General features: G+C 49.4%; 17 protein-coding genes. All 17 read left to right on the top strand.

The genetic code is table 11. The features are described from left to right. The first annotated feature begins 35 nt into the window (after nt 1-35). The 17 genes from der to A3844_RS12500 all read left to right on the top strand — a co-directional run bounded on the left by der (nt 36) and on the right by A3844_RS12500 (nt 13,552). The gene (gene der / locus A3844_RS12420) at nt 36-1,361 is read left to right on the top strand and encodes a ribosome biogenesis GTPase Der (protein WP_074087604.1); all 1,326 of its coding nucleotides are present in this window, start codon (nt 36-38) and stop codon (nt 1,359-1,361) included. A gap of 11 nt (nt 1,362-1,372) precedes the next feature. Beyond that, the gene (gene plsY, locus A3844_RS12425; RefSeq protein ID WP_074087605.1) at nt 1,373-1,990 is read left to right on the top strand and encodes a glycerol-3-phosphate 1-O-acyltransferase PlsY; all 618 of its coding nucleotides are present in this window, start codon (nt 1,373-1,375) and stop codon (nt 1,988-1,990) included. Next, a complete protein-coding gene (locus A3844_RS12430; RefSeq protein WP_074087606.1) occupies nt 1,983-3,023 on the top strand; it encodes an NAD(P)H-dependent glycerol-3-phosphate dehydrogenase in 1,041 nt (346 codons plus the stop codon). The genes plsY and A3844_RS12430 overlap by 8 nt, the downstream gene beginning before the upstream one ends. Before the next feature lie 68 nt (nt 3,024-3,091). Then, nucleotides 3,092-3,367, top strand: a complete 276-nt coding sequence (locus A3844_RS12435) for a stage VI sporulation protein F (RefSeq protein WP_074087607.1) — start codon at nt 3,092-3,094, stop codon at nt 3,365-3,367. 196 nt (nt 3,368-3,563) lie between these two features. After that, the gene (locus A3844_RS12440; protein WP_074107545.1) at nt 3,564-3,743 is read left to right on the top strand and encodes a DUF2768 family protein; all 180 of its coding nucleotides are present in this window, start codon (nt 3,564-3,566) and stop codon (nt 3,741-3,743) included. Between the two features lie 89 nt (nt 3,744-3,832). Then, on the top strand, nt 3,833-4,201 hold the full coding sequence (locus A3844_RS12445; RefSeq protein ID WP_074107546.1) for a 2Fe-2S iron-sulfur cluster-binding protein: 369 nt from the start codon (nt 3,833-3,835) through the stop codon (nt 4,199-4,201). A 104-nt stretch (nt 4,202-4,305) separates the two neighbouring features. After that, nucleotides 4,306-4,998 (top strand): DUF3939 domain-containing protein, encoded by a 693-nt coding sequence (locus A3844_RS12450; protein ID WP_244169761.1) that lies wholly within the window; start codon nt 4,306-4,308, stop codon nt 4,996-4,998. A 378-nt stretch (nt 4,999-5,376) separates the two neighbouring features. After that, complete coding sequence (spoIVA, locus tag A3844_RS12455) at nt 5,377-6,855, top strand: stage IV sporulation protein A (RefSeq protein WP_074087611.1); 1,479 nt, start codon at nt 5,377-5,379, stop codon at nt 6,853-6,855. Nucleotides 6,856-7,233: 378 nt separating this feature from the next. Continuing rightward, the gene (locus tag A3844_RS12460) at nt 7,234-7,506 is read left to right on the top strand and encodes an HU family DNA-binding protein (RefSeq protein WP_019909963.1); all 273 of its coding nucleotides are present in this window, start codon (nt 7,234-7,236) and stop codon (nt 7,504-7,506) included. Between the two features lie 114 nt (nt 7,507-7,620). Then, entirely contained in the window at nt 7,621-7,869 is a 249-nt protein-coding gene (gene mtrB, locus A3844_RS12465) for a trp RNA-binding attenuation protein MtrB (protein ID WP_074107548.1), read from the top strand. 110 nt (nt 7,870-7,979) lie between these two features. Then, entirely contained in the window at nt 7,980-8,519 is a 540-nt protein-coding gene (locus tag A3844_RS12470; protein WP_074087612.1) for a hypothetical protein, read from the top strand. 112 nt (nt 8,520-8,631) lie between these two features. Continuing rightward, a complete protein-coding gene (locus tag A3844_RS12475) occupies nt 8,632-9,501 on the top strand; it encodes a heptaprenyl diphosphate synthase component 1 (protein WP_074087613.1) in 870 nt (289 codons plus the stop codon). Between the two features lie 3 nt (nt 9,502-9,504). Beyond that, nucleotides 9,505-10,257, top strand: coding sequence for a demethylmenaquinone methyltransferase (locus A3844_RS12480; RefSeq protein ID WP_074087614.1), 753 nt, complete (start codon nt 9,505-9,507; stop codon nt 10,255-10,257). Continuing rightward, entirely contained in the window at nt 10,250-11,125 is an 876-nt protein-coding gene (locus tag A3844_RS12485) for a UbiA-like polyprenyltransferase (protein ID WP_074087615.1), read from the top strand. Before A3844_RS12480 ends, A3844_RS12485 begins: the two co-directional genes overlap by 8 nt. After that, nucleotides 11,122-11,730 (top strand): UbiX family flavin prenyltransferase, encoded by a 609-nt coding sequence (locus tag A3844_RS12490; RefSeq protein ID WP_074107549.1) that lies wholly within the window; start codon nt 11,122-11,124, stop codon nt 11,728-11,730. The genes A3844_RS12485 and A3844_RS12490 overlap by 4 nt, the downstream gene beginning before the upstream one ends. Then, nucleotides 11,727-12,587: a menaquinone biosynthesis protein gene (locus A3844_RS12495; RefSeq protein ID WP_074107550.1), complete on the top strand. Its 861-nt coding sequence runs from the start codon at nt 11,727-11,729 to the stop codon at nt 12,585-12,587. Before A3844_RS12490 ends, A3844_RS12495 begins: the two co-directional genes overlap by 4 nt. Next, a complete protein-coding gene (locus tag A3844_RS12500; RefSeq protein ID WP_074087618.1) occupies nt 12,584-13,552 on the top strand; it encodes a polyprenyl synthetase family protein in 969 nt (322 codons plus the stop codon). Before A3844_RS12495 ends, A3844_RS12500 begins: the two co-directional genes overlap by 4 nt. Nucleotides 13,553-13,636: the final 84 nt, after the last annotated feature.

A 13,636-nucleotide genomic window follows, 5' to 3' on the forward strand; every position in this document is an offset into this window, starting at 1 on the left:
TGATGAGTAGCGTAAGGATGACAGGAGGAATGAATATGGCAAGACCCGTTGTGGCCATTGTTGGGAGGCCTAACGTCGGTAAATCGACGATTTTTAACAGGCTGATTGGCGATAGACTGGCCATTGTAGAAGATAAACCGGGGATCACACGTGACCGGATATATGGCGTTTCCGATTGGAACGGCAAATCCTTCAGTGTCATTGATACCGGAGGAATTGAAATTGACGGTGAGGATGCTATTCTGAAGTCCATCCGCGTTCAAGCGGAACTGGCCATTGAAGAAGCAGATGTCATCGTCTTTATGTGCGAGGCAAAAACCGGTCTAACCAATTCGGATGAAGAGGTAGCACAAATTCTCTTCCGTTCCGGAAAGCCGATTGTCTTAGCTATTAATAAAGTTGACAACATGAAGCGTACAGAGGATATTTATGAATTTTACAGCCTTGGAATTGGCGATCCCATCGGGATCTCAGGCAGCCATGGTACAGGTATCGGGGATCTGCTCGATGCGGTAACCGAGCGTCTGCCAGAGCTGACCGAAGAGGAATATGATGAGGATGTTATTCGTGTAGCTCTCATCGGTCGTCCGAATGTAGGCAAATCTTCTCTCGTAAATGCCATTTTGGGCGAAGAACGTGTAATTGTCAGCGACGTTGCCGGTACGACTAGGGATGCCATTGATACACCGTTTGAACGCGATGGGCAGAGATATGTGCTGATTGATACTGCGGGGATGCGCAAACGCGGCAAGGTCTATGAAACAACTGAGAAATACAGTGTGATGCGGGCTATGCGTGCGATTGAGAGAGCTGATGTTGTGCTTGTAGTCATCAACGGTGAGGAAGGCATCATCGACCAGGACAAGCATATTGCAGGTTATGCCCATGATGCCGGTAAGGCTTCGATTTTTGTGGTTAACAAATGGGATGCCGTCGAGAAGGACGACAAGACGATGCAGAACTTTGAGACCAACATCCGCGATCACTTCCTGTTTATGAGCTATGCGCCTGTTGTCTTTTTATCTGCACTCACGAAACAGCGTCTCCAGAAGCTGCTTCCGGTGGTTCAGCACGTGGCTCAACAGCATGCGCTGCGGATTACTACGCATCTTGTCAATGATGTGGTGTCTGATGCGGTCGCCATCAATCCTCCGCCAACGGATAAAGGTCGTCGCCTGCGCATCAACTATGTAACCCAGGTAGCTGTGAAGCCGCCGACAATAGTGGTGTTTGTAAATGATCCTTCGCTGATGCACTTCTCCTATGAACGGTATCTGGAGAACAAAATCCGCGCAGCTTTCAATTTCGAGGGCACACCAATCCGACTCTTTACACGGCGCAAATCCGAGAACGAAGGTTAGGGGAGAAAACAGTGGCGTTTGAACTTCTGGTTATCGTAGTAAGTTATTTGCTTGGCTCTGTCAGCTTCAGTGTGCTTTTGGTCCGCCTGCTCAAGGGTGTGGATATCCGGCAATATGGCAGTGGAAATGCCGGTGCTACCAATACATTGCGGGTGATGGGGAAAGGGCCGGCGATTCTTGTTCTGGTACTGGACGTATTGAAAGGAATTGCGGCAGTCTGGCTTGGAACCTGGGCCGGTGGCTGGGGGACATGGGTCGCTGTTGCCTGCGGGATCGCAGCCATTATTGGACACAACTGGCCCCTATACTTTCATTTTCGTGGAGGAAAAGGAATTGCGACTACCATAGGCGTCATGGCTACGCTTTGTTTTTGGCCTGCGCTGATCGCCGGTATAGTTGCCATTGTGGCAATTGTGATTACCAAATATGTATCTCTGGGATCTCTTCTGTTCGTGGCGCTGACCCCGGTGATTTTAATTTTTACCGATTTTACGGCACCTGAATTATGGGGAAGTCTTATTATTGCCCTCTTCGCTTTTTGGCGGCATCGGAGTAATATCGTGAAGATCAGCCAGGGGCGGGAGAATAAAATTGGTTCAAAAGTCAAGGAGGGGAACCGGGTTGTCTGATAAAGTAACCGTGCTGGTCGCGGGCAGTTGGGGAACTGCGCTGGCATCTGTGCTGGCGGCTAACCACTCGGAAGTTTATCTGTGGACACGGAAACCTGAACAAGCTGACGAGATCAATCATTCACATACAAACCAGCATTATCTTCCCGAAATTACGCTGCCTGTGAATATTATTGCCACTACGGATATGGAAACTGCCGTTAAGGATTCCAGGGCGGTAGTTATTGTTGCGCCTTCCTCTGGGATGCGTCAGGTTACACATGCGCTGAAACCCTTCTGGAAGAAAGAAATGCTCTGTATTCATGCCACCAAAGGCTTCGAGACAGAAACGATGAAACGGATGTCTACAGTAATCTCTGAGGAGCTTGGCTGTAATGAAGGTGAGATTGTGGTTCTCTCAGGTCCTAGTCACGCGGAAGAGGTTGTCCGTCTATGTCCGACCACAGTCGTTGTGGCTTCGCCAGATGAAGGTCGCGCAGCCGCTGCTCAGGAGCTTTTCATCAATAATGATTTCCGGGTATATACGAACCGGGACCAGGTTGGCGTTGAGTTGGCCGGAGCGTTGAAGAATATTATTGCACTAGGTGCAGGCTTGTCTGACGGTCTGGGCTTCGGAGACAATGCCAAGGCCGCGCTGCTTACCCGTGGACTGGCTGAAATCTCCCGTGTTGGCGTTGAGCTTGGCGCAAATCCCCTTACGTTCTCCGGCCTGGCAGGGCTCGGCGACCTGGTTGTAACAGCTACGAGCAAGCACAGCCGCAACTGGCGGGCGGGCTCAATGTTGGGTCAGGGTAAACCTCTAGCGGAGGTGCTAGAATCCATGGGTATGGTGGTCGAAGGTATTCGTACAACGGAAGCTGCCTTTGCGATTTCGCTTAAGCTTAAAGTGCAAATGCCAATTACGGATCAGATTTACCATGTGTTGTTCAAAGGCAGATCCCCACGTAAGGCGGTAGAAGCCTTAATGGGCAGAGACCGCAAGACAGAAATGGAAGCTATATCCCAGGAAACCTGGGAGCAATGGCATTCCTGAGGAACGTTCACCTTTTGCCGGAAATTCTCATATGTTGTAAATGGGGATTGACGGAGGAGGGATGAAGAATGAGCAGAGATTTTTCCAAGGATGCTTTGAACGCCATTAACAAAAAGGCGGGAAAGAACATTACGGAAGGCGCCGTGAAGAAGCTGGCCAGTACGGTCAAGCCGGGAACAACGCAGAATGAAGCCCAGCTCCGCCAGTTGATCAAACAGGTGTCAGCAATGGCCAAGGTGCCAGTTAGTGAAGCTACTGTGCAGGATATTATCAATGCTGTCAAAAAAGGCGGCGCGAATTCAGGCACAATGGAGTCTTTAATGAAAATGATGATGAAAAAATAGGTAGGCGCTTCAAACCAAAGGGCAGAAGTTCCGGAATCCTCCAAATTCCGTGAATCTCTGCCCTTATTTCGGTTGAAATAATAAGGATATCTCATAGCCAGGTTGTCATTTCCAGCCATTTCTTCTTGCAGAAATGGGTAGAGTTTCATGCTATAATATTCGCAATCCAAATTAGCCGAATGGGGGAGCGCTGGATATGGACCCGATGACGAAAATGTGGTTGTCCCTTATCGCAATCCTGATCATGGGATTGTCCGTGTTTCTGATTACCTTTGCCCGCAGTAAGACCAAAGGGCTTTTAAGGGTTTTTTTGTCTGTAATCGCTTTTGTCATTATGATTATAGGCTTGCTGGGTGGAGCTGCTTCGATTATGTAAGCATTTACATTCAGTTGAAGCTGCCCGACTGTCAGGCTTTTCAGGTGGATTCATTAACATAACATCATGTGAAGGAAGGAAGCTGCATCATGAAACGGCAAAAGGGATGGACTGTCACGTTTCAGCCGGATGGCCGAACAGCTGTTGTCACGCATGGAACTTCTCTGCTGGAGGCATCACGTAAAGCAGGGGTCTCCATTACTACCCGTTGCGGAGGAAAGGCCGGCTGTCTGATGTGTAAAGTTAAGGTTACCGAAGAATATACATCTGGGCTAAGGCCTCCCGGTGATGCCGAGCAGCGAAAACTGGGCGGTCTGCTGGACGAAGGTATTCGTCTGGCCTGTCAAGCGGCGGTATGGAACGATTTGAGCGTATATACTCCCGAGGACCCGCTCAAAGCAGCTGTAAGGCGCAAGCTTGAAGCTGCCCGTCGCGGGGAAGAAGATGAACTCTGGTAGCACTCTTTTACGACAACCGTAAGAAACGGAGGGATACGGGCATGGAGAGCTGCATAAGGCGGGACAAGAAGTATAGATCCAACATAAGAGGAGTTCTATGGGCGGTGTCCATTCTTTGGGTATGCTCGCTTGCTGGCTGTATGTATCCTGAGAAGGAAAAGGCGGGAAGCAGCTACCGCGGAAGCGTAATGCGGGTGCAGGCAGCAGTGAATGATTACCAGCAAAAAGAAGGATTACTGCCCATACTTAATGCAGATGAGGCCACACCGAGATATGAGAAATTCTTGATTGATCTGGAGAAGCTGCAGCAAACGGGATATCTGGATGAAATTCCTGCAGCAGCCTTTGAGAAGGGTGGCAGCGCCTACTTTCTTATATTGAATGAAGAGAGCGATCCAGAGGTAAAAATGATGGACTTGGTTACTGTTCAAAAGGTGAATGATGTCCAGCGCCTTATCAACCGGTATAAGTCTGCTCATGGAGGAAGCCTCCCGGCAGGGGAGGAGATCTATCCGGGTTTGTTCGCGATTGATGCCCGGCAGGCGGGCACGGATTTGATCACGCTGAGCAGCATCTATTCCGGCCAGCTGCTGCCATTTTTCATGGATAAGAACGGCACTGTATATGTAGATTACGGTGTTGATATTCTGTCGGCGATACACCAAAACTCCGCTTCTCCTAAAGATCATACGGACCTGCGTCTTCAACTGGAGCAGGCTTCTTATTATGTACCTGTCAAATCCTTGCCTTATTTCTGGGTGGGCGGTCAGCCAGTCCCCCAGTCTCCGTTACTCTAAAGACACTAACAGGCTCTCTTCCAAAAAGAGTTCTATCCCTCTACTTTCCCTCATATGCTAGCTGAGAAGGCTTCCGGGCGTCATGACGCTCTGCAGGCGCAGTGGCTGATTTTTACGAAATTCCGATTTAAATTGCGCGGGTAGCGGGTCATAAATCCGTTCTGGATACATATGATGATACTAGTCCAAATGCATGTCCGAGCATTCGGAGTTAAGCGTGGGGCAATGCAGGTTCCGCCCTTAAGTCAGCAGCTAGGCTCCATGGCGGACAATGTCAGTCCGGTGGGTGTCCTGCAAAGGTCAGAAAAGCCGGCGGAACGCGAAGTCGATGCTCTTCAGGCATTTTTTCTTCGGAGTAATATGAGGAGGGGATCTCTTTTGGAAAAAGTGGATATTTTCAAGGACATTGCCGAGCGTACCGGCGGAGACATTTATCTTGGCGTCGTCGGTGCGGTTCGCACAGGGAAATCAACATTCATCAAACGCTTTATGGAAACGATCGTCTTGCCAAACATTACGAATGAGGCGGATCGGGTTAGAGCGGTGGATGAGCTTCCGCAAAGCGCGGCAGGGAAAACAATCATGACAACAGAGCCGAAATTTGTGCCGAACAATGCGGTGCAGATTAAGGTGGCGGAAGGGCTGGAGGTCAATGTCCGGCTGGTAGATTGTGTAGGGTATGCGGTTGAAGGTGCTAAAGGCTATGAGGATGAAAACGGTCCTCGGATGATTTCCACTCCTTGGTTTGAGGAGCCGATTCCTTTTCAGGAAGCAGCGGAAATTGGCACCCGCAAGGTCATTCAGGAGCATTCCACACTGGGTGTAGTGGTGACTACAGATGGTACCATAGCTGAAATTCCGCGTCACTCCTATGTGGATTCCGAAGAGCGTGTAATCGCTGAGCTGAAAGAGGTTGGCAAGCCGTTTGTGCTGGTGATCAACTCGACCCGGCCGCGCAGTGATGAAGCGCAGCAGCTCCGCAGTGAGCTGGCCGCCAAATATGATATTCCGGTCATGACGCTCAGTGCAGCGAATATGACGGAAGATGATGTAACAGGCGTCCTACGTGAAGTACTTTATGAATTCCCGGTTCACGAGGTGAATGTGAATCTTCCAAGCTGGGTAATGGTACTTGGCGAGAACCACTGGCTGCGCACCAGTTACGAGAATTCTGTCCGTGATACGGTGAAGGATATCCGCCGGTTGCGTGATGTTGACCGGCTGGTGGCACAGTTCACGGAATATGACTTCATTGACAGGGCAGGACTCAGCGGCATGAATATGGGGCAGGGTGTGGCGGAGATCGACTTGTATGCGCCTGAGGAACTCTATGACCAGGTTCTGATGGAGATTGTAGGTGTTGAAATCCGCGGGAAAGACCACCTTCTGCAGCTGATGCAGGATTTCTCACATGCCAAACGTGAATATGACCGCTTCTCGGAAGCGCTGGAAATGGTAAAAACCACAGGCTATGGGATCGCTGCTCCATCACTCGCCGAAATGGCGCTGGATGAGCCGGAACTGATTCGCCAAGGCTCGCGCTTCGGAGTCCGGCTGAAGGCTACAGCCCCATCCATTCATATGATTCGGGTGGATGTTGAATCTGAATTCTCGCCGATTATCGGTACAGAGAAGCAGAGTGAAGAGCTGGTGCGCTATCTGATGCAGGATTTCGAGAACGATCCGATTAAGATATGGGAATCCGATATTTTTGGCCGGTCGCTGCACTCCATCGTGCGTGAAGGCATTCAAGGGAAGATCGCTATGATGCCGGATAACGCCCGCTATAAGCTGCAGGAAACACTGGGCCGGATCATCAATGAAGGCTCTGGTGGACTGATTGCGATCATTCTGTAAAAAATCATTGGGCTCAAAGTGAACAGAGCGGGAGAAATCCTGCTCTGTTTTTTGTGCAAAGATAAGAATCTATAGCTTCGCGCAATAAATAATCCTTATCTTTCTCCCTGAAACGGATACCATCCTTTTAAGGAAAACGTAGCCGTTTCTACTTGAAATGATTAAGAGAATTAAGCATTTAGAGAACAAATATGCTACTTTCTTCTCCTTTTTTGACTAACGCCTTGAAATTCTGGGTGGGCTGTATTACTATAAGTTTGTTGCGCTTCTAGGAAGAGTAGCGCCGATATCTAGTCATAACGGGATTATCACGTATATTTTGCGTTGAAACGGAAACAGTGTATGATACCGGAAATTTGCCCAGGGAGGTGAGAAGACATGAACAAATCAGATTTGATCAACGTAGTTACAGAAGCAACTGAACTTCCCAAGAAAGATGCTACTAAAGCGGTAGATGCCGTTTTTGAAGCGATCACAGGAGCTCTGCAAAGCGGAGATAAAGTACAGCTGGTTGGATTCGGAAACTTTGAAGTGCGCGAACGTTCCGCACGTAAAGGCCGTAACCCGCAGACTGGTGAAGAAATCGAAATTCCTTCGAGCAAGGTGCCGGCATTTAAACCGGGTAAAGCTCTTAAAGACGGAATCAAATAGAGATTTCTACATATCTATCCCATAGTCTTTCTGAGTAATAACGATGCCGCCCTCCAAGGCGGCATTTGTTGTTGAAAGGGTATATGCTCACAAAAACTTTTAGGAGGGTTCTACATGACCGAAAAGAATAATAGCGTAAATCCCGCCCCGGCAGGCAGCGACTACATTGTAATCAAAGCCAAAGAGAACGGTGTACAGGTTATTGGGCTTACCCGAGGATTGGATACACGGTTTCATCATACAGAAAAGCTGGACAAGGGTGAAGTGCTCATTGCCCAATTCACGGATCATACCTCAGCTATGAAAATCCGCGGCAAAGCCGAAATATGGAGCAAACACGGACAATTGGAAAGTGAAAGCTGAAAAGCAGGCATAGCCTGCTTTTTTTCAAAATATAACTAAAGATAGCCATGTCTCAATTCCCGAATATTCGTTCCAGGAGGCGGCAACTATGAATGATAAGGGGGCTTGTCATGAACAGGAGCTGGCTAATTGGAACAGCATTGATCATATCTGCGGCTACCGTGCTTCTTCTTCCGCAGCTGGCCTCGCTTGAGCCTTCCTTACAGCATAAATACGGAGCAGTGGAGGTCTTCGGCGAGGAGGGCACGGTTCTGGGGAGCAATAACCTTGTAGATTTACTTGGGGAGCTTCCTCTTACCCTCTCCATTGACCGTGTGGGTTGGAAGGGAAGAGTTCTCTCTCTGGATCTGAAGGTGACTGGCAATGAATCTGAACCGCAGGAAATTTATCAGAATATGGCCTTGGCCATTTCTTTTGCCTTTCAGGAGACAGTAAATGTGGATCAGTTGCTGCTTCGGATTGTTGCCGAGGACAAATGGCTTGAGAGCCGTCGTCTACTGCTCGCTGGAGATATCCGGCGCAACGAATGGTCACCCGGACTGCAGGAAGCTCTCCAGACAGCCGCAGGCCGTCCACTGCCGGAATCCCTTAAGAGCGGGCTGCGTATCAGTGAGAGTGAGCTATGGAAGAGGCAGTTCATTTATCCCTGATCTGGGTAAAATAAACTAGACAGGCCCACAGTGCGTGACCAAAAAACATGTGATATAATAGACAAGATTGTGAACAAAGATTGTCATAACGTCAATGGCTCCGGAGGCTGAAATGAAACCGTACCGCATACCGCAACTGGCTAAACCTTACACAGACTACGACATGATTCAGCGGCATACGGATTTGCCGCCGTTTTCAGACGGGCGTGGTCATTTGTTATATATTTTTTTAAGTCACGGTTCACCTGCCGATCTGAAGGGCGTAGAACTGTTCACGCTCGTAACCGGACTGGTTCAGCTGGGGCTGGATACCCATGAGTCGATTGATCGTACACAGGAGGAGCCTGACAGAGACCTCATGCGATCCAGGCAGCTTAAGGTACTGGCCGGTGATTACTTCAGCAGCTGGTTTTATCATCTGCTGGCCAAGCGTGAGCAGATTGAAATGGTGGGTATTTTAAGTACGGCCGTTGCGGATGTTAACGTGATGAAGGCCAATCTGTACAGCAAGATGAAATCCATGATCCTTTCCGCGGAACAATATTTGCGACACACGGTACAGCTCAATATGAGGCTGTTTCTTTCTTTTACACCGATGATTGAGGAACCGTTTAAAGAGTTGTGGGAGAGACTGCTTGCCGAGTTTAGCCAATATGAGACCGTCCTGCTGGAGTTACGCCGTGGGGATGATACGGAAAATGCTGTGGATGGCTATTGCTACTTGAAGGTATTGGAGTCTGCAGCAGAAGATGAACGGCGGCGGCTGCTCGAGAAAGATATAGACCTTAAGGATTGGAAAAAGCTCAAGATGAAATACAAATGTGACTCGTTGCTGACGGACAAGCTGCATGGGTCGGTCCAGTCCATTCAGGGGTTGCTGCAGGGTGTCAAGGACGAAAGCCTGTTCAGCGAACTCAGTGCTGCGCTTGACCGCCTTCTTCTGCATATGAAAATTTCCGGTCAAGCTGCCGTGGAGGGTTAGGGAATGACAATAGAGAAAACGACCACACTCAGTGATCAAGGCACCAAACCCAAGGAACAGTTTGTGCATTCCGTCTTTGAGAGCATTGCTGGTAAATATGATTTGATGAATGACATATTGAGCTTCCGCAGGCACAAGGCTTGGCGCAAGTTCACCATGCGTAAGATGGGGATGAAGCCCGGAGACTCTGCGGTTGATCTGTGCTGCGGCACCTGTGACTGGAGCATCGCGCTCGCAGAAGCCAGCGGGAACGGTTCTGTTATGGGGCTTGATTTTAGTGCGGGGATGCTGGAAGTGGGCCGGCGTAAAGTGGAAGCGCGTCATCTTCAGAACCAGATTTCACTGGTACAGGGCAATGCCATGGAGCTTCCTTTCGGCGATAACTCGTTTGACTATGCAACGATAGGCTTTGGACTCCGCAATGTTCCAGATCCGGTTCAGGTCTTGAACGAAATGAAACGTGTGGTAAAACCGGGAGGCATGGTAGTATGTCTGGAATTGTCCAAACCGATGAAGCAGCCGTTCAAAGGCATCTATTATTTTTATTTCCAGCGTGTTCTTCCACTCCTTGGCAAACTCTTTGCGAAGAGATATGAACAATACAAATGGCTTCCTGAATCACTCGCCTTGTTCCCGGACAGAAAGCAACTAGAAGTGATTTTCCGTGAAACCGGACTGCAAAAAGTGGAATCCTTCCCCTTGACCGGAGGCATCGCTGCACTACATATTGGGCTCAAGGAGAATTGTAATGCTTAAGAAAATCGGCATTTTTTTACAAATGATTAAATTTGAACATACCGTATTTGCTTTACCCTTCGCCTTCATGGGCGCATTGCTTGGTTCGGTAGTGATGTTCGGGGTCTTGCCTTCCTGGGGGCAAATCGGCTGGATTGTTATTGCAATGTTCGGCGCACGCAGTGCAGCTATGGGACTGAACCGGTTAATTGACCGGATTAGTGACGCCAAAAATCCCCGTACAGCCGGAAGAGCCATTCCTGCCGGGCTGCTCAAGGTTGGCGAGGTGACCCTGTTTATTGCGTTCTCATTCTTTTTGCTGTTCTGGGCCGCATTTAAGCTGAATCCTTTGTCGGCCAAGCTGCTGCCTATCGCCGTATTCCTTCTTGTTTTTTATTCGTTCACCAAGCGTTTCACCTGGGCATGCCATCTGATTCTAGGCCTGACGATCGCTCTGGCTCCTCTTGGGGGCTGGGTTGCCGTTACCGGTACGGTGGATTGGACTTCCATGGTATTCTACTTCACGATTGTATTCTGGACGGCTGGATTTGATATCATTTACTCCTGTCAGGATGTTGAATTTGATAAGAACGAAGGACTGTACTCTATTCCTGTCCGTTTCGGCGTACCCAGAGCACTGACCATTGCGAAGGTGTTTCATATTCTTACGGGTGCTGGTTTTGTGTCGCTGCTGTTCATTACCGACTTAAGCTGGTGGTATGTAGCAGGGATGCTTATTGCCTACATTATTCTATTTTATGAGCATCTTATTGTGTCTCCGAGCGACCTTAGCCGGTTGCAGACGGCATTCTTCACCATGAATGGTGTACTGAGCATCGTAGTATTTTCATTTACTCTGATTGACTTGGTGGTGCAGTTTTACAAATGAATGAGCATAAAGCGAAAAACTTTGTCGTGGGCATTACGGGAGCAAGCGGCGGAATTTATGGCGTCCAGCTGACCAAGGTCCTGCTTTCGCTGGGGCACTCGGTCCATTTGGTGGTAAGCAACGCCGGGTGGCGTGTATTTAAGGAAGAGCTCGGCTTTGCCGCCTCAGACCGGGAAGGGTTTCTGAACGAACAGTTCGGAGACTGTCCCGGTTCTCTGCATTATCACCCGATTGCCGATATCGGCGCTTCTATTGCCAGTGGCTCCTTCCGAACCGAAGCCATGGTTATTATGCCTTGTTCCATGGGAACACTGTCTGCTGTAGCTCAGGGCAGTTCTGATAATTTGATGACCCGGGCTGCAGATGTCATGCTGAAGGAAGGGCGTCCACTTGTACTTGTACCCCGGGAAACACCTCTGCATGCGATACATCTGGAAAATATGCTGAAGCTGTCCCGCCTTGGGGTGAAAATGATTCCAGCGATGCCCGCATTTTATTATGGCCCCACAACCATAGAGGATCTGATTAACTTTATGGTGGGCAAGGTGCTCGACAGCTTGAACATTGAGCATTCATTATTTCGCAGATGGGGGGATGAAGGATGAGTCATCCGAAACCTACCGTTATCGGTAAAATCAGCTATACGAACTCATGGCCGGTATTTCATAATTTTCACCCATCGAGGTTAAGCTTCCCCGCAGAGATGGTGAGTGAGGTACCAGCCATTCTTAATCAGGGTATGGCCAGCGGTAACATCCAAGTAGGAGCACTCTCATCCTTCGCATATGCAGCCGCAAGCGAACGTCTGCTGCTGCTGCCGGATCTGTCTGTAAGTTCTGATGGTCCAGTAAAATCCATCCTGCTGTTCTCACGGGTGCCGATTGCGCAGATTGCTTCGGGAACAATTGCCGTTACTAACACCTCCGCTACATCGGTCAATTTGCTAAAAATCCTGCTGCAGAAAGCGATGGGCGGCAAGCCGGAATATATTAGTGCTGTCCCTGATCTGGACAAGATGATGGCACAGGCTGATGCCAGCCTGCTCATTGGCGACAATGCAATCAGGGCTTCTTGGCAGGATCAGGGCTATATCGTTACGGATCTTGGAGAGCTGTGGAAGGAATGGACCGGACTGGGCATGACCTTTGCCGTCTGGGCTGTTAACCGGGAGGCAGCCGAAACGAGGCCTAAGGCGATTGCTGAAATAGCCGAAGCCTTTGTGGAGAGTAAGACACTCGGCCAGCGGAACCTCGAACCCATTATCCGTGAGGCATGCACAGCTATCGGGGGGACAGCAGCCTTTTGGGACGGTTACTTCCGTAATTTGAGTTATGACTTTGGGGAAAGGCAACAGGAGGGTCTGAGTCTCTATTTCCGTTACGCCTATGAGCTGGGCTTATTGCCGCGGGAAGTGAAGATGGAGATTTGGAGCCATAATCTGCTGACACGGGTGAAAGAATGAAACGAATTCAAATGTTTGGACTGCTGAACAAAGATATGGATCAGATTGAAAAGGAACTCTACCGCAGCGTGCAGGGCGACGATGAACTGCTGGCAGAGACATCCCTGCATCTGTTGAAGGCAGGCGGCAAAAGGCTGCGCCCTGTCTTTGTGCTGATGGGCGGCAAATTCGGACAATATGATCTGGAGAAGCTGAAACGGGTTGCCATTCCTCTGGAGCTGATCCACAGCGCTTCGCTCGTACATGATGATGTGATTGATGATGCAGAGCTGCGTCGCGGGGAACTGACAGTCAAAGCAAAATGGGGCGACAAAATTGCCATGTACACCGGGGACTACATTTATGCGAAAGCGCTAGTGATGACCTCAGAGTTGAGTAATCCGAGAATACACCAAATCCTCTCCAGAGCGATGGTGGAAATGTCTATCGGAGAGATGGAGCAGATCCGTGACTTCTTCAACAGCGAGCAGAGTGTACGCCATTATCTCCGGCGCATCCGCCGCAAGACTGCCCTGCTGATTGCCATCAGCTGCCAGCTGGGGGCTTTAGCCGCCGATGCCGAGCCGGATACGGCTAAACTGCTCTACGATTACGGATATAACGTTGGTATGGCGTTCCAGATCCGTGACGATCTGCTCGATCTTTCCGGGACGGAAAAGCAAATTGGCAAACCGCCGGGCAGTGATATGCGGCAGGGCAATATCACCCTGCCGGTGATATACAGCCTGGAGGACCATCGGATTCGCGGTGCACTGCTTACAGAACTGGCATCTATCCGTGAAGGACATAGCGGTGTCGGACGCGCCATAGATCTGATTCTGTCAGGCGAAGGCATATCCAGAGCGGAAGAGCTGGCATCCCGCTACATTTCCAAGGCTCTTGTGGCGCTGGATCAACTTCCAAGCAACAGAACAAAGCGCAACCTGAAGGATATCGCTTTTTTTGTGACAGGCAGAGCTTACTAATTGAAATGCTAAAAATATTAAGCGTTCACAGATGGCGTGCTTTCTGATACTATCAAAAAAACAGCTAATTTTTTTTCGGAATAA

The organism is Paenibacillus helianthi, assembly GCF_001909055.1.
GTDB lineage: Bacteria > Bacillota > Bacilli > Paenibacillales > Paenibacillaceae > Paenibacillus_AQ > Paenibacillus_AQ helianthi.